At 70.6% G+C, this 16,437-nt stretch carries 13 protein-coding genes; 8 read left to right on the top strand and 5 right to left on the bottom strand.

The genetic code is table 11. The annotated features are described in order from the left end of the window. The 3 genes from ACFZBX_RS36280 to ACFZBX_RS36270 all read left to right on the top strand — a co-directional run. On the top strand, positions 1 to 421 hold a 421-nt coding region (locus ACFZBX_RS36280), incomplete at its 5' end, for a peptidoglycan-binding protein (RefSeq protein WP_391538079.1). A 392-nt stretch (positions 422 to 813) separates the two neighbouring features. Then, a complete protein-coding gene (locus tag ACFZBX_RS36275; protein ID WP_391538078.1) occupies positions 814 to 993 on the top strand; it encodes a hypothetical protein in 180 nt (59 codons plus the stop codon). A 147-nt stretch (positions 994 to 1,140) separates the two neighbouring features. After that, positions 1,141 to 1,773, top strand: a complete 633-nt coding sequence (locus ACFZBX_RS36270; protein WP_391538077.1) for a hypothetical protein — start codon at positions 1,141 to 1,143, stop codon at positions 1,771 to 1,773. Positions 1,774 to 1,978: 205 nt separating this feature from the next. Here ACFZBX_RS36270 and ACFZBX_RS36265 read toward each other — a convergent pair whose 3' ends face one another. Both ACFZBX_RS36265 and ACFZBX_RS36260 read right to left on the bottom strand, forming a co-directional pair. Then, positions 1,979 to 2,707 (bottom strand): class I SAM-dependent methyltransferase, encoded by a 729-nt coding sequence (locus tag ACFZBX_RS36265; protein ID WP_391538076.1) that lies wholly within the window; start codon positions 2,705 to 2,707, stop codon positions 1,979 to 1,981. A gap of 1,116 nt (positions 2,708 to 3,823) precedes the next feature. Then, entirely contained in the window at positions 3,824 to 4,687 is an 864-nt protein-coding gene (locus ACFZBX_RS36260; RefSeq protein WP_391538075.1) for a hypothetical protein, read from the bottom strand. 957 nt (positions 4,688 to 5,644) lie between these two features. On the opposite strand from ACFZBX_RS36260, the gene ACFZBX_RS36255 reads away from it, so the two are divergent. Beyond that, the gene (locus tag ACFZBX_RS36255) at positions 5,645 to 6,103 is read left to right on the top strand and encodes a hypothetical protein (RefSeq protein WP_391538074.1); all 459 of its coding nucleotides are present in this window, start codon (positions 5,645 to 5,647) and stop codon (positions 6,101 to 6,103) included. Positions 6,104 to 6,301: 198 nt separating this feature from the next. Here the strand turns inward: ACFZBX_RS36255 and ACFZBX_RS36250 are convergent, their stop codons facing one another. Next, a complete protein-coding gene (locus ACFZBX_RS36250; RefSeq protein ID WP_391538073.1) occupies positions 6,302 to 6,736 on the bottom strand; it encodes a hypothetical protein in 435 nt (144 codons plus the stop codon). A gap of 213 nt (positions 6,737 to 6,949) precedes the next feature. On the opposite strand from ACFZBX_RS36250, the gene ACFZBX_RS36245 reads away from it, so the two are divergent. From ACFZBX_RS36245 to ACFZBX_RS36235, 3 genes are all read left to right on the top strand, one after another. Next, positions 6,950 to 7,522: an SMI1/KNR4 family protein gene (locus ACFZBX_RS36245; protein ID WP_391538072.1), complete on the top strand. Its 573-nt coding sequence runs from the start codon at positions 6,950 to 6,952 to the stop codon at positions 7,520 to 7,522. A gap of 736 nt (positions 7,523 to 8,258) precedes the next feature. Next, positions 8,259 to 8,888, top strand: a complete 630-nt coding sequence (locus tag ACFZBX_RS36240) for a HEAT repeat domain-containing protein (protein ID WP_391538071.1) — start codon at positions 8,259 to 8,261, stop codon at positions 8,886 to 8,888. Continuing rightward, positions 8,888 to 9,418, top strand: a complete 531-nt coding sequence (locus tag ACFZBX_RS36235; RefSeq protein ID WP_391538070.1) for a hypothetical protein — start codon at positions 8,888 to 8,890, stop codon at positions 9,416 to 9,418. Before ACFZBX_RS36240 ends, ACFZBX_RS36235 begins: the two co-directional genes overlap by 1 nt. A 146-nt stretch (positions 9,419 to 9,564) precedes the next feature. Here ACFZBX_RS36235 and ACFZBX_RS36230 read toward each other — a convergent pair whose 3' ends face one another. Both ACFZBX_RS36230 and ACFZBX_RS36225 read right to left on the bottom strand, forming a co-directional pair. Further along, entirely contained in the window at positions 9,565 to 10,008 is a 444-nt protein-coding gene (locus ACFZBX_RS36230) for a hypothetical protein (protein ID WP_391538069.1), read from the bottom strand. 2,119 nt (positions 10,009 to 12,127) lie between these two features. Further along, a complete protein-coding gene (locus ACFZBX_RS36225) occupies positions 12,128 to 14,194 on the bottom strand; it encodes a trypsin-like serine protease (RefSeq protein ID WP_391538068.1) in 2,067 nt (688 codons plus the stop codon). A gap of 360 nt (positions 14,195 to 14,554) precedes the next feature. On the opposite strand from ACFZBX_RS36225, the gene ACFZBX_RS36220 reads away from it, so the two are divergent. Next, positions 14,555 to 16,437: ALF repeat-containing protein (locus tag ACFZBX_RS36220; RefSeq protein WP_391538067.1), on the top strand; the 1,883-nt coding region annotated here is incomplete at its 3' end.

Raw genomic sequence — 16,437 nt, 5'->3', positions numbered from 1 at the left:
CGCGGAGGGCTGTGGCAAGTACACGAGCGGTCCGGGGCCGCAGTGGTCGCAGACCGACCAGGCCTCCTACCAGGCCTGGCAGGAGAAGCTCGGCTACAGCGGAACCAACGCCGACGGCTGGCCCGGACGCACCACCTGGGACCAACTGCGCGTCCCCCGCCAGGGCACCCTGCAGTACGAGCCCTTCCCCGGCGGCACCTGGTTCCAGAACAACCCGCGCAGCCCGATCGTGACGGCCATGGGGCTGCGCCTGATTGCCGAAGGATGCAGCGCCTACGAGCTCGGGGCCGGTCCGCAGTGGTCCGAGTCCGACCGCCTCTCCTACAAGAAGTGGCAGGAGAAGCTCGGCTACACCGGCACGAACGCCGACGGCTGGCCCGGCAAGGGCAGCTGGGACAAGCTCCGCGTCCCCAAGAGCTGACCGACAGGGCCCCGCTCACTGAGCGGGGCCCTCCGGCCTTCCCACCTCGCCTTCTGCCCAGGCCTGAACAGGCCCGGCGACCGAGGCACCAAAGAGGGCACCGCCCGGCTGGCCCAGGCGGTCGGTGTCTCGGTGCGCACCGCGCAGTGCTGGGTGCACGCGCTCAAGGCCGTCGCCGAGGGGGAGCTGAAGGGCGACATTCCGATGGCCAAGGCGAACGCGGACAAGGCCGAGCAGGCCGTGCGTACCGCCTGGCAGCCCAGGGTGAAGAACCGGGTCCGCCGCGACGCCGAGAAGAACGGCTTCACGCTCCACCTCGCCGCCACCCCGGCTTCAGCGCGGCCGGCGGCTCCACCGACGACCCCCGCGACCGGCTCCTGGAGAACCTCCGGATGCCCGGCAGCGTCGCCCAGGCCCTCTACGCCGCCCGCGACACCGGCGCCACCGAAGCCGAACAGGAGAAGCTGCTCGCCGACGCGCTGCGCGACCACTACTTCCAGGCCCGGGGAGGCCGCGCCCGCGGCCTCGACGTCGAGCTGAACAGCATCAACTGGATGGATCTGGAGCTGTAGACCGCCCCCGGCACCCCTCGTGTCGCCGAATGTGTGACTGAGCGCTTCAGTTGGCGAATGAGCCGTTGAATTGGCGAGCTGAGCATAGGAGGCAGCAAGGAGGGCTCGGCTACCCACTTCGCTCGGATCCTTGCGAAGATCCTCGGCATGACTCCGCTTCCCGCCGACCGCGACGGCTCCGGTGACCCCGTCGCCGAGGTCGGCGATCCAGTCCTGGCCGTTGCCGACAAGCGGCGAAGCCTGGTTGCCGTGGCCGGTGCTCACGAGTACGACGAGGCGAAGACGGTCGGTGTCTTCCATGTCACCGACCGCGCCCGTCGCCGCTGGCTCCTGAGCTCGCAGTATCCCGTGAACGCGATGGCCTTCCATCCGACCCGTCCCCTGCTCGCCGTGGGATCCGGCGAGTACGACGGCGGCTACCTCTTCGAGGGGGAGCTCCTGCTCATCCGCCTGGAGACTGGGACCGCCCTGTCGCTCATCGAGCACGATTTTGGCCGCCAGGTCCTCGCACTGGAGTGGCTGAACGACCAGGACCTTCGTGTCCTGATGGCGCCGCCCGACGATTGGAAAGACAGCAAGGCCCACGTGGAAGGACACGTCGCGGTGGTGTGCCGCGCAGACTGGACTGCGGTCGGAGCCAAGTCGCTCACTGGCCGCGACCTGGCCGGCCCTCGCGTACCGGCACCCCGCTCGGACCACCGCGAGGCCGCCCGACAGGCAGTCGCCCGTCTGGCGTCGCCGCGAACTCGACGACACCACACCAGCGGGAAACGTACGTGAGGACGAGAACCCGAGACAGAACGAAGCGGCAGCAAGCTGCCTCTTCGATGCCCTGCCCGGCCAACGCTCAACTCGCCAAGTGAAGCGCTCAGTCACACTGTGACTGAGCGCTTCACTTGGCGGTTGAGCGGTTGAGCGGTTGAGCGGTTGAGCGGTTGAGCGGTTGAGCGGTTGTTGGCGAGTTGAGCGTGTGGTGTCGTGAGAATCAGGAGGGCCGTTGAGCGACGAAGACGAACTCCTTGCCCGGGCGGTCGGGTGCGTCCCGGACCTCGTGCAGTACGAATCCCTGTGCGCTCAGGTCCACCTCGATGTCCTGACGTTCCCGGAACCTCAGGGTTGAATCGGAGGTGAAGCGCTGCTCGTCCGTGGCGAAGATGTAGTGCCAGCGGAACGTCACCAGGGGTCCGCTCACTTCTACCAGCTCGACCCAGTTCTCGACGGCGCCGACGCCCGGGATCCCCGTGACCCTGTGCGAGGCCGTGCGGTTCCACGTCTCCCAGGCGCGCTTGGTCGGGTCTCGGGTCTCGAACACCAGATGCCCGCCGGGTCGCAGGGCTTTGTAAGCCCCCTTGAGCGTGCGCTGCCACGCGTCAGGAGCGACGATGGCCTGGGCGACGTTCGCGGTCATGGTGACGAGGTCGACCTGCAGCGGGGGCAGGGTCGTTGCGTCACCGCAGATCCAGCGGACCCGCTCGCTGCGCGGCTTGCTCTTGGCCACCTCGATGGACGCGCGGGCGGGATCGACTCCGACGACCTCGATTCCGCGGTCGGCCAACAGAAGTGCGAAGACGCCGGTGCCGCAGCCGATGTCCAGCACTCGTCTGGCATCGAGTTGCTGAGCGAGGTCCAGGTAGGCATGAAGGTCGCTGCGATCTGGATCGAGCGGGTCGTAGATTGCTGCAAGCCGAGGGTGCGCGAAGATCTCGTCAGCCATGCGTCCGAAGGTATAGCTGATGGTCGGTCAGCTGCGCTGCATTTCTTGCGTCACTCGTCGATGGCAGTGGCGAGTTGGTCGGCGTGGTCGTCGAGTAGCACCTTCAGCTCGCGATAGTGGGGGTGGTCGTCCGTCTGTCGGAGCCAGGTGCAGGTGAATCTGCGGTGGTACTTCCAGAGGCGGAAGGCTTCCGGGTCGGCCGCGATGTCCGAAGGGCGCGGGGAGAAGAAGTACTCGCCCTGAATCGTTGCCGCCTACCGCGGCCTCGTGCTGCTCGCCGCCGACCCGCAGACCTCCGACGCCGTCGACGAGGCCGTCGCTGACCTGCTGGCGCGGCAGGGCGCCGAGTGATCGACCAGCACCGGCAGCCGGACCACCCGGCGGTCGCCGTGGTCACCGACCGCGCCGCCCAGCGCGCCAAGGAGCTCGGCGCCGACCATGCCCTTGAGGCGCTGCGCGCCGAACTCGAACGCGCCCGCGGCTCGGACGCCCGATCCGCACCGTCACCGAGGGCGGCCAGCAGGTCGAGCTGTACTCCACCCGGATCGAGGGCGACCGGGCCGAAGGCCGGCCCGCGCTCAACGTCGTACACGCCTACGCCTACGCCCCCGCCCCGCCTTGGCCGCCGACCGTGCGGATCGCCGCCGCCGTTCCCGAAGACCCGCCGCACCCCGAGCCGTAGAACGACATCGGGGCCAGCGCAGGTTGGTGCTGGCCCCACGGCGTTCCTCCCCTCACTCTCCCCACCCCGGTACGTGCGCCGTCTGTCCTGCCGTCGGCCCAAGACCGGACGGCAACCGCGACGTCGTTGCGGTCGACCCGGGCCGGGGTGGTTGGCCGCGGCGCGCTCCGCTACCGCACCCTGGCCGGCGCCCGGATGCACTGGACCATCCTTCGCTGCCCTGCCCTGCGCCGCCGGATCCGCCGTCAGGGCCGTGGCCGGCCCCCCTTGCGGCCCGTCGGCGCACCGGCCGTGCCGTGGACGGCGCGACCTGGGCTTCCCTGTCAAGTCTGCATGTTGAGATTTTGAGGTCCTGGGAGCCATTGAGCCGACTCGGCCAGTGCTTCGTATCGTCGCCCGACGTCACTGGCGAGGCTGAAGGCGCACCCTTGCCCCTATGACTCGGCGGGGGCGAGATGCCACACGCCGCGGTCCAGGTCGAGCGTCGCCACATGGTCGGCCCGCTCCGGCGGTTCCTGGCCGAGACGCCACCGCTGCGATAGGGCCGACAACTTGACGGTCACCGTGGTCCCGGATGCGGTCCCGACGGCTCCGATCCAGTGCGGACTCTCACGAATCAGCTGCTCCGGCAGGGCACCGTCGAGCTCCGGGACCCTCACTGATGAGGCTCCATCGGCACCGATCAGAGCGGAGCCGGCCAGCAAGGCCAGGAGTCGGCCGAGGACCGACGCGGGCATGGTCGGATCCGTCGATTCGATCGCCAGGTAGCAGTCGTCGTGCCCGGAGAACCAGAAACGCGAGCCATCGACGCGAGGCAGGACCGGTTCGTCGCCAGTGGCCGTGCCGATGACCAGAGCGAGCTCATCAAGCTGCTCAGGGGTCGCCCCCGCCGGAACGTCGACCAGCGACAGCTCGTAGGGCGACCAGTCGCTGCTCAGGAATCGGGGCAGGCTGTCCCGGTGCATCACCAGGAACTCCTCGCTGAGCTCGGTGGAGTCAGAGGCCCATGCCCCGACCGGGTGGACGGTGCAGTCGACCCCTTGCTCCGCGGCGATCAGAGACGGCCGCCACTGTTGGTAGTCCTCGTTCAGGAAACTGTTCGTCGCCAGGTTCACGACGACGACAGTGTCGTTCGCCGTGCGGGTCAGCACATCGATCAACTCTCCGGCGCGGGCGGCCGCCGCGCTGACCATCCACGAGCCGTCGGCCTCCCGAAGGCTGAAACTCAACGGGAACGGCAGACGTTCCAGCCCAACACAGTTGACATTGAATGCCCCGTGGCGCTCTACCTCGATCACCGTCGCATCCCCCATATGAAATCGCCGGCACCATGACCTGTGCAGGCCATCATCCCCCCGCACTTGTCAGCGGTGTGGTGCGGGTCGTAGGGGGATGACATTGGTCGCGTTGCCGCTGAGCACGTCGCGCATCTCCTGGTTCTCCAGGGTGAGCCTGGTGTTCTCGGAGAGGAAGCCCTGGACATCGGCCCTGGCCTGGGCGAGTTCGGCGTTCTTGTTCGCAATGGCCGTCTTGAGGTCGACGATCTTCTTTCGGAGGCGGGTCTCGATGTCTGGGGTTCCGCCGCGGGTCCTGACGTGCTCGTAGAACTCGTTCTTCAGATCAAGGTGGCGCTGGGTCAGGGCACCACGGGGGACGTCGGCTTCGATGGCGAGGGCGACGATGGTGAGGGCGCCGCTGGAGCGCTCGGGGTGCCGGTGAGGATGCGCTGCATGGCAGCGCGGATGCGGTCGCGTTCGTCGGCCAGCAGGTCGAGCTGTACTCCACCCGGATCGAGGGCAACCGGGCCGAAGGCCGGCCCGTGCTCAACGTCGTGCACGCCCCCGCCCCGCCCTGGCCGCCGACTGTACGGATCGCCGCCGTCGTCCCCGAAGACCCACCGCACCCTGCACCGTAGAGCAGGGCCGCCAGGCCGCGCCCGCTACGCTGCTGCTGGGGCCCGCCGGACCCGAGACGCACAATCCGGGCCATCACCGGCGGGTACCGCGCCGCCGTCGGCCTGGGACAAGGCTGAGACGCCCCTGTCCCAGCATGTCTGGTATGCCCGATTCGTCAGGGATGGTCCCGCCCTAAAACCCCAGGTCACGCGGTCCTGCGTCTGGACCTGGACAAGGCTGGGACACCCGGCCGCCGGCTTTCGTGACCTCTGACAAGCGACCTTGACCGGCGGTGGGGTTGCTGCGCGGGCATAGGGTGATCACCGGTCAGTTGGAGCTTGGTTCTCGGGGAAGGGCACGATGATCGAGCGGAAAGAGTGGCCGGAGTGGAGCGACATGGACGTCGCCGAGGGCGGTCCTGACGCGGTGCGGGATTTCCTGGCGATGTTCCACGGCCACAGTTCGTGGCTGGTCCCGGTGCAGTACGTCAACCTGCTCGAAACGCTGGAGTGGGAGGAACCCCCGCCGATCGTCAAGCAGGTGCTGCGCCACGTCAGGGCCGGGCAGATGCGGATCTGCCGGGACCTGATTTCCCGCATCACGGGCGGCTCCGTGCTGACCTATGAGGCCCCGGAGTTCGTTCCCCCGGTCGAGGAACCAACCCGAGCTCTACCTGCACTTCCTGGTGGCCAGGGTGAGGTTCCGGCAGTTCAGCATGGCGGCCCTGGTCGCGGATGCCCGAGCCGAGGCCGCCCGTCGTGGTGCACGGTTGCTTCGGACGCACTGCTGGGCCGGCGAGGACGGCCGCATGGTGCGTGAGTACGAGGAGCTGGGTTTCACCACGACTCTGGAATTCGAGGAGTTGCGGTCGGACGGATCGCTCTGGCCGGGCTGGCTACTTCAGGCCCGGGTGTGAGCAGGCGGTCAAACTCACCTGTCAATCGGTCAAGGTCACCTTTGACCCGTCTCAACGAAGTTTGGCAAGTCTCAGCGAACCTTGACGGGTAGCGGGTTGTCTCAGTGAAGTTTGACCGGGCGGTACGGCTGGTGGTCGTGGCTGAGGTTGAGGGATTGGCCGACGAGCTGCCAGGAGATGCTGTGCCTGCTCAGCGCCCATGCTTGCGATCCGTGGCGGGCGTTGTCGATCCACTGTCGGAGTTCGGGGAGTGCCTGCTCGCGCAGGATCTGGCGGGTGGTGGCCCGCTCGCCGCCCGGGACAGGGGCGACGGTGATCCAGACGCTCGACCACCAGTCGGGAGGCAGGCCGGTGCCGTACTTCGAGCCGGTCGGTGGTACCCACCTGGCCTTGAGGAGAGCCCCGTCCGTCCCGCGGAGGTCGGCGAAGCTGAGCTGAAGGGTGTTGGACGGCGTCTCGCCAAGGGCGGAGCTGATGTCCGTCGAGGTGAGCGGCCACGACAGATGACGCGGCAGGCGGCGGTTACGGGCTGGCACGCGCCCGAGGACGGCAGATGACACGGTGGGAGAGCATGGGGATTTCGGGCCAGCCCGCGGAAGGGCGGTCAAACTTCGTTGAGACTCGCCAAACTTCGTTGAGACGGGTCACCTGTCCTCTGACAGGCGACCTTGACCGATTGCCAAGCGATCTCGACCACTGGCGGGTGGGGGCAGTGCGGTTGCCGGTTGCTGGCCTGACACCCTGCTCGCATGGATGACTTTGCTGGTACGCAGGCTCCGATTCACCGACTGGCCGATCCTGCGGAGGCGGTCGCCGCGTTGGAGAGTGCGGTTCCGGGCCTGGTGTCGCTGCGTCTACCAGAGCCCAGGAACGTCGACTGGCGGCTCGTGGAGGCCGGTCTGGGCACTGCCCTGCCGGAGGACTTCAAGCTTCTTCGCGAGTTCTACCCGACCTTCGGTCTGGGGGACTTCCTGGGTTTCGGTGGTCCGGAACGGGGTGGCGAGCAGACTTGGGTGCAGGGCCTGCGCGAAACGCTGGAGGACGTGGAGGAGTGGTGCTCGGAGGCGGACCTGACCGTGCCGGTCCGGCCCTTCCCCGCTGCGGGCGGGCTGCTTCCCTGGGCCGGCTCGAACCAGGGCGACCTCTTCCTGTGGGCCACCAATCCTGCCGGGCCGCAGGAGTGGACGGTCACGGTCGCCTCGCGGAGCTCCGCCTGGTGGCACTACACCGGCGGAGCCGTTCAATTCCTTGCTGACCTGGTCACGGGCGCAGTAGAGCCTTGGGCTCTGCCCAGGGTCCGTCCCGACGTTGCGAGATGGTGAGCGGATTCGGCCCGCCCATACGGCGAGCAGCCGCTCGGCGACTGCCGCTGACAGGTGATCTTGACTCGTAGCCATGCCGTAGGTGACGTTGATCGGCTACCTGCCGCAGCTGCCCCGAACGACTCCTTGTACTTTGCCCTGATGACCAACACTGCTGCTCCTTCGCCGTTCAGACGCCTGGTGGCCCACCTCGGCCTCGTCCACCGTCCAGGAGGAGAGCCGTTGCCCGGGGCACCCCGGAAGTCCCGGTTCGGTTTCGTCTCGCCGCGCCTGGACCAAGAGCTGGAGGAACTGCGGACCCGCGTGGCAGCACTCGAAGTACTCGTTCGGGACCAGGGCACAGAACCTCCTGCCGGACGCGATTGACTCGTCAAGATCACCTGTCAATCGGTCAAGGTTGCCTGTCAGAGGTCAACCAGCTGTCCTCCGACAGGTGGTCCTGACCGATTGACAGGTGATCTTGACGGCCCGGCCGTCGCTGGCCGCTCGTCTGCCAGGCTCGGTGTCGGCGGTGCGTGCGAGTGTGTGGATCATGAATGGATCTGACGACCTGCTGGCTGGGCCGGACGACATCGACTGGGCTGCTCTGGGGGCACGCCTTCGGGAGCGCCGAGGACGTGCCGGGCGAACTGCGGGCCGCGTGCGGGGAAGACGGGAAGGCCAGGGAGCGGGCCTTCGAAGTCTCTTCGGCAGCATCTGCCACCAGGGGAGCAGCTACTCGTCCTCCCCGTCCGCGGTGCCGTTCCTTGCGCGGATCGCCGCCGCCGGTCCGGCCGGCGCCCGGACCGAGGCACTGATGCTGCTGCTGCGGCTGGCCGTCGACTGGCACGACACCTACGACCTGCCGCTGGGCATCGACACCGCCGCCTGGCACGCCACGGCCATCAGTCCGGAAGAGAGCCTGCGCTGGTACGACGAGCAGATCGCCGCGGAGACGGACGAGGCCCGGCTGAAGAATCTCCGCGAGGGCCGGGAGTACTGCGCGGCGGGCCACCCCATCGACGCCCGCGAGGGCGCACTGCGCTCCTACGACGCGGTCCGAGCCCAGCTGCCCCTTCTGATACCCCTGCTGGACGACCCGGATCCGGAGGTCCGCAGCCGCTGCGCCTATCTTCTCGGGTGGTTCCCGGAGGAAGCCGGCACCGTCGCGGATCCGCTTCTGCGGCGCCTGGAGACCGAACGTGATCCGGTCACCGCCGCCACCTCGGCAGCGCTACTGTGTCGTTCGACGTCTCACCGTTCGAGCTGCTGCAGTACCTCGACACCTCGCCCACGGCCGTACCCGGCCACCGAGGAACCGTTCAGCGACGACCAGCGCGCCGCCGGCGAGGACGGCACGCGGATGCAGAAGGCGACCACCTGCTGATGAAGCACACCGCCCGGGCCCTCACCCTCACCGCCGCCCTGCTCGCCGCGGCCGGCTGTGCCTCGACCGGCACCGACAAGAACCCCGCGCCCATCCCCATGCCGACCCCGATCCCCACGGCCACCCAGGCCGCCCTGGCCGCCGTCGCCCGGACCTATCAGGACGCGGCCAACGACGGCGACTGGCAGGCCGCCTGCGCGCTCAGCTCGGCCAGCCTGCGCGGCGGCAGCACCACCGACTGCGTCACCGCCCACGCCGCCACACCGCCCCCCGCGGCAACCCCGGGCGGCACCGGGCCTGCCACCGCCGGCGCCGTCATACGGATCCCCCAAGGCCCCGACAGCCACCCCGCCGGCTACGGGGTATACATCACCTTCACCGCCGGCACGTCCGAGGAGCCCGCCCGCCGCGCGCTGCGCCTGGTCGAAGAGGGCGGCGCGTGGGTGGTCGACCAGTACGAGGACGACATCCTCGGCGAGAGCCTGCTCCGCCGCGTTCTGCTGCGCCGCCCCGACCCCTCAGGGCGGTGAGCTGAGGCTTCATCAGCCCCAGGGCCGGCAGCTGACGCCCGGCCTCACCGGCTGGACAGACCACGGGCCCGGCTCCCCTTCAGTGGGGGGTCGGGCCCGTGCCGCCAGTGCCGTCCAGTGCGGCGTCCCGTCCGCCGGGACGCAGCCTAGTTCGTCTTCGTCGCGGCGCCCTGCCAGGCCTTGCCGGCGCGGATCTCGCCCACGGTGTCGCGGTTCAGGTCGAGGCTGGTGGCGAGCTCGATCCACGACACCGGCCGGCCGCGGCCGTAGAGGCCCTGTGCGTCGGCGGCCCGGATGGCGTCGCCGAGGCCTGCGTGGCAGGCGCCGAGGGCGTCCTGGAGGACGCGGTGGTGCAGGGCCTCGTGGGCGATGTACTCCTCGGTGCTGAGCGCGGACACGTCGAGGTCTTCGGATACCTGCACGAAGTGGCGGACGAGCAGTGCGGCCGCCTCCGCACGGGCCTCCTCCGCGTCCCGGACGGTCAGCAGGACGGCGGGCCCGGCGCCGAGGACGGCGGCCACCTCGCAGGTGGGCGCGTCCTCGTCGTAGGCGCGGCGCTGACGACGGCGCTCCCGTCGGGGGAGGTCCACGGTAGACGGGGCGGGCCAGCCGCTGGTGGCCGATGACGGCGCGGACCATTGCGGTCCGGCCGTCCTCGTAGGTCGGGAAGAGCCTGTACGACTCGTCGACCCGGTCGGGGAGGAGGGACGCCAGGGTCCACAGGTGTCCGGTCCGGTTCGGGGGCGGTCCACGGCCGTTCCGCGCACAGCGCGAACCGGGCGGCCCGCCCAGCAACTGGTCACCTATCACCGGTACTGGGCCAACGCGGTGGCCGCCGTGCGCAACGCGCCCCCCGGCGAACCGCACCGGCCTCGGCGACGACGCGGCTTTCAGCCCCGGCGCGTGGCTGCGCAAGCAGGACAAGGCCCGTGCCGAGGGGAAGCTGACCGAGCAGCAGACCGCGCTCCTGGACGCGCTCACCCGGCACGCCGAGACCGTCACGGGCTGACCCTCCCCGCACACCCGGTCGTCCCGGCGCCCCCTCGGGCCGGGATGGCCGTCCGCACCTCGTTCCCGACGTCCGGAAGGCACCGCGCGATGACCGACACCACTCGCCCCGACCCCAGCCCCGCCGCCGTGCCCGGCCGGTTGGAGCTGGCCTTGTGCAGGAGCCGGCCCGAGCCCGTTGAGCGGGATCTGGGCCGTCCGGTCCTCGACTCCCCGCTGGTGCGTGGCTCGATGTGGCTGTGTTGGCCCGGCCACGACGGCATCCGCACCCTCCACCAGGGCGCCGGCCTCGCGCGCGGCTGGGTGGAGCGCGACGTCGACGGCCTGGACGGCTGGGTGGCCCTGGTGGAGGGCCGGATCGTCCTCGGCGCCCGCCCGGGCAGCGCAGTGCCGGAGCCGGTTGTGCACGCCGAGGCGTGGCAGGCCGGATCGACCCTGCACACCGCCCTCGCCCAGCACCCCGCCGACCGGCACCGCCCACGGCGATGTCGAGGACGAGCGCGACGGCCGGGAGGCCGCCCTGCTCGGCGACGTTCCCTACTGGGTTCGCTGCCGGGCGGCCGGGATGACCCTGGAGACCATCCAACAGGCCCTGCACCAGGCCCGCGTCGACGAGCGCACCGCCGACCGGCACGCCGACGCCGGAGACGAGACCGCCTACGCCACCGCGGCCGACACCCTCGCCGAGTGGCAGCGCCTGCACGACCACACCGCCGAAACCCGCGCCGAGCGCTACGACCCGACCACGACACCGCCTTCCAGCACGCGCTACGCCGTGAACGCCACCGCCGCGACGTCGCCGAATGCGCCTGCGAGGCCGCCCACCAGGCCCGCCAGAGCGCCGACACCGCCCACCGCCGCCTCGCTGGCACGGTCGCCCAGTCCCTCTACCCCTCGACCGCGTCGGCCTCCACCACCTGACCGACGACGACCACCAGGCCGTCCGCCACCTCACCCGCACCCTCGATGCCGCCACGCTGCGCCAAGTCGTGAGCTGGCTGGAGCGCACCCGCACCGCGGCCCTCGCGCTGCGCGGAACCGAGTCGGGCCCACCCGCCCGGCCCGTCGTGCGGCGTAGCCGCCTGTGACGGCATGTTCCTGGTGAAAGGTGTTGACCTTGCTGCTCGGCGGGCGTTGGATGGGCGCTTCCGGGCCGGGGCCCCACCGCCGGCCCGCCGCGCAGGAAGGAACCGGTGCCCTGTGACCGACGCCCACACCGATCGCCCCACCCGCCGATACCGCGAGTGCGAGGACTGCTACGCCGGACCGGCCCGCGAGAACATCCGCATCACCGCCGTCGAGCGGGACCGGAGCCTCAGCGAGATCTGGCACACCGACCGGTGCCTTGGCCGGGTCGTGGCCGCGCCCCGCCGCCGGCCCGTGGCGGGCCCGGGGCGGCCTCGCCGATGACGGCAGGTGGCCCTGGGGCCATCGTGGTCGCGTCCTCCAGGACATCGAAGGTCCCGGGGTGGCGATGAGCAGGGCTCCCTTGCGGTTGAGACGCAGGCCGTCGAGGTGGTGTCGGCGTCGTCCTTGTTGATGATGACCAGCTCAACCGCCGCCCACGCAAGACGCTCGGCTGGGAAGATCCCAGCCGAGCGTCTGACTAAACTCCTCGCGGCGTAGGCAGCCGGCCACGTGTCGCAGCGATCGTTAGAAACCGCCTGGTGGCTGCTGGGTCTCGATCGGTCACACGGTTGGTCAGCCGGTACTGGTGGCGGTGATCTTCTTGACGCCGGAGGCGCCGCCGGGGACCTCCGTCCACCTGTCGCTCCAGCGGCCGAGGTTGTAGTCGGCGTCGATGCCGTAGACCTTGTTGTCCTCCGCGTTGACGCCGTAGACGTGGACGACGTTGTTGTAGACGGTGCTGGTGAGGGCCGTGAAGGTGTTGTCGCTCATCTTCGTCCACTGCGGGTCCCACTGGCCGGTGTCGTAGTGGCCGCTGGTGCTGTAGAAGGCGTTGTCGGTGCTGATCTGCACGTCGATGGTGGCGCCGTGGGTGGCTGCGGTGATGGACCTGGCGTTGGGCAGGCTGCCGGGCAGCGCGACGAATTCAGTCCAGCCGACGCCGTAGATGGCGGCGCGGGTGTAGACCTTGTCGTCCTCGTTAATGGCGAAGATGTGGGTGGCGTTGTTGTAGTAGGCGCTGGTGAGGGACTTCAGCTTGTTGGTCCCGATCTTGTCCCAGGTCGGGTTCCACTGGCTGGTGTTGTAGTTGGCGGTGGTGCTGTACAGCGACCCGTCCGATCCGATGATCATGAGGTCGACGAGGTTGTTGCCCCGGGTGGTGGCGGAGATGTCCTTGACGCCGACGGCGCCGCCGGGGACCTCGCTCCAGCCGCCCCAGCTGCCGCCGACTGTGCCGTCGCGTCCGTGGACGCGTCCGTCGGTGCCGACGGCGTACATGTGGAGGGTGTTGCCGATGGCCACGCTGTCGACCGCGATCAGCTGGCTGTTGCCCAGCGGAGTCCAGTTGCGCGTCCAGGCGGGGATCGTGTAGTCGGCGACCGCGTCGTACAGGGCCTTGTCGGAGCCGATGATCTGGACGTGGGTGCCCGGCTGGACGTCCGCCGTGCTCGCGCGCAGGCCGTTGACCCAGGTGCGGACGTCGTCGACGCGGGAGCTGGCCGCGCTGGTGCGGGTCTCCGCGGCGGGGGCGCCGAGGCAGCCGCCCGCCCAGGAGCGCGAGGCGATGCCGAGGACCTGGATTGAACCGTTCCTGGCCGCCAGCAGAGGAGCACCGGCGTCGCCGTGGCACAGGGGGGCCGCGCCGGCGGCGGGAGCGGTGTCAAGGCCGGTGGCGGCGACGGCCGTGGCGGTGTGGGTGGTGGTGTGGAGCTTGGAGGGTATCCAGGCGGTGGCGGTGCGGCCGTAGCCGGGGACGCTCAGGCTCTCGCCGGCGGCGGGAGGCGTGGTGGCGAGGACGGCAGGGGTGACGCCGTCGGCGGGGTTGGCGAGGCGGACCATGACGAGGTCGCGGTCCGCCCGCGGGACGATCCGGACGACGCTGGTGGCGGTGCCGACGCCGGTGTTGGTGAGGTCGGTGCGCCCCACCGTGACGGTCGTGTATTCGGGTGCCGGGCCTTCCTGGAGGGAGGCGGGGTTGTCGGTGAAGCAGCTGGCCGCGGTCAGAGCCCAGTACCGGTCGACGAGGGTGGCGGTGCAGGCGCGGTTGCCGGGGCCGATGTCGAGCTTGGCGGCGAAGGCGAGCGCGGGGTCGGTGGGCTGAGGGGCCGGCAGGGAGACGCTGCTACCGGTGACGCGCAGTTCGAGGACGACGGCGCTGCTGGTGGGGTCGAGCGATTCGCCGATGCCCTTGGTGGCGTTGGCGGCGACGTCGACGGTCTCCAGCGGGCCCTGGTTGGTGGTCAGGCTCGCCCGGATGGAGCGGCCGTAGGTGTTGATGCGGTAGGCGTCCGGGATGGTGAGGGCCAGGTAGCCGCTGGCGCCGGGGGCGTTGAAGCAGACCGTGTCGCCGTCCGAGGAAACCGGGGTCACGGCGCCCAGCTTGATCTGGTAGTTCCCGTTGGCGCAGTCGGTGAGGGTGATGCCGCCGTCGCCTCGGGTGAGGGTGATGCCGCGGTCGGTGAGGATGCGGGCGGCGTCGGGGTAGGCGAAGGTCTCGATTGCGGCCGGGGCGACCTCGACAGGGGGCGGGGTGTCGGCGGATGCGGTCGGCGCCGCCGTCCAGCCGCTCACGGCGGCCAGGACGAGGGCGGCCGCGGCCGAGGCCGCGGACAGACCGTGCGAGCGTGCACGGGACTTCATGAGGTGGTCCTTTCAGATTTATCCGGAAAAACGGACTCGAACTGTCATTAATCAGAAGCGCACTAGAGCATCTGATTTTCCGTTACGACGTCGTCTGCTGTCGTCAATTGACGCATCGTAATGTAAGATCGCTCCGCCGTCGAACGGATGTCCGCGCAATTGATCGACCTTCTTGCGCGCTGTTGTGACGTTCTGTCCGGTTCGGTGGCGACGTTCGCGGCGGTTCCTTCTCCAGGGATCGCCTATTCCTGTTTGCTTTCTATTCCTCCGAAAGGGGTTGTCGTGCGTTTTCGAATAGGAAGGGCGAGGTCGCGAGGGAGGGGGTCCGGGTTCGGGTTGCTAGGCCGCGCCGTGCTGCCGGTGGCACTGCTGGCTTCGCTGGTCTCGGCGAACCCGGTCGCGGCGGACGAGGTCCCGCCCCCGGTGGTGCCGCAGCTGAGCGACCGCGGGCGGGTGCTGCAGGAGTGGAAGGACGGCGGACCGTCCGTCAAGGCGGCCGCCGAGACCGCCCTGGTCGGCGGGGACGACCAGGTGCGGCTGTTCCTCGGCACCGCCGCGGATCCGGGCGGTGAGTCCGCCCGCGCCGGTGTCAAGGACAACCGTCAGGCCGCTCTGGAGATCCTCACTGCGGCGGGCCCACGCCTTCGGGCCGCCGCCCAGAGCGCGCTCGCAGGCAGCGACCAGGACGTGGAGGCCTTCGTCAAGGAGGGCTGGAAGGCCCCTCTGGAGCAGGACCAGCGCGTCCTGGTGTCCCAGATCGCCGAGACCGGCGGGCCGCGCACCAAGGCCGCCGCCCTCGCGCTGACCGGCAAGCCCGTCGCCGAGATCCGGGCCTTCCTCAACGAGAACCAGTACACCCTGCGCGAGAGCGACGACCGCGTGCGGGTCTCGCAGATCGCCGAGAGTGGTGGCCCCGCCACCCGGCAGGCGGCGCTGGTGGCCTTCGAGGGGAGCCTGGAGGAGGTCCGCGACTTCCTGGAGGTCGGCCAGCACATCGCCCGCGCCCGCGACCAGGAGCACGCCTCCGTCGAGGAGCTGGTGAAGCAGGCGGAGGCGGCCGGCGACCAGGCGGTGCGTGAGAAGGACGCCGCCGTGGACGCCTCCCAGCGGGCGGTCGCCGCCGCCGCGCTGGCCAAGCAGGCCGCCGACCAGGCCGCGGAGGAGACGCGCCTCGCCCAGGGCGACGCCGCGCGCGCCGCGGCCGCGGCCGACCGCGCCGCCGAGGCGGGCAAGCGCGCCGGCGAGGCCGCCCAGGCCGCCACCGCCGCCGCGACGCGCGCCAACAACTCCTCCAGGGTCGCCGCGGCCGCCGCCTCGCAGGCCGCCGCTGCTGCGGTCGGCGCCGCCCGGGCGACCACCCGCGCGCTGAACTCCGCGGCAGCGGCCAAGGTCGACGAGGACGCCGCCAAGGGTGCCGAGACCGCGGCCAGGCTCTCCGGCTACGCGGCCAAGGCCGCCGACCGGGCCGGCAAGGCCGCAATCGAGGCCGCCGTGGCTGCGGAGGCCGCCTCCTCCGCGACGGCCAACGTGACCGCCGCCGCCGCCGCGGCCGACCAGGCCGGCACGTATGCCGGACAGGCCGGAGCCTCCTCCGCCAAGGCCAAGCAGGCCGCCGCCGCCGCACGTCGCGACGCCACCGAGGCCGGTCGCTCCGCCACCGCTGCCGCAGCCCTCGCCCGCCAGTCGGCCGGCTACGCGGAGGAGGCACGCCAGGCCGCCGAGTCCGCCTCCGCCCGCGCCGGGCGCGCCGCCGAGTCGGCCCGCAACTCCGCGGTCCACGCGGGCGGGGCCACCAACGCCGCCCAGCAGGCCGCCGCCCACGCCGAGAGTGCCCGGCAGGCCGCCGACGCGGCGAGCGCCGCCGTTGCCAAGGCCGGCCAGATTCACCAGGGCGCCCTCGCCGGCGAGGCGGAGGAGCGCACCGTGCGCAAGAACGCCGGCACCGCCCGCGCCCAGGACCTGGGCGTCGCCTACGAGCAGAGCCGCCGCTCGGCCGACGAGGCCAAGGCCGAGGCCCTGCGCCTGGACCAGGAGTCCGTGCGCCTGGCCCAGCTGGCATCACAACCCGGCACGGACCCGCTGACCGTCGTCACCTCCGGGCGGAAGATGGCCCTCGCCGCCCTGAAGGTGCGCGGCCCCTGGAGCAAGGCCGCCGCCGAGTACGCCCTCGCCGGCAACGACGAGGCCGTCGTCGACTATGTCATGGCCGGCTGGAAGACCTCCGCCGAGCAGGACGACCGCAC

It is taken from the genome of Kitasatospora sp. NPDC008115 (genome assembly GCF_042957205.1).
Classification (GTDB): Bacteria; Actinomycetota; Actinomycetes; order Streptomycetales; family Streptomycetaceae; genus Kitasatospora.
This window is presented reverse-complemented; position numbering and strand designations above follow the sequence as displayed.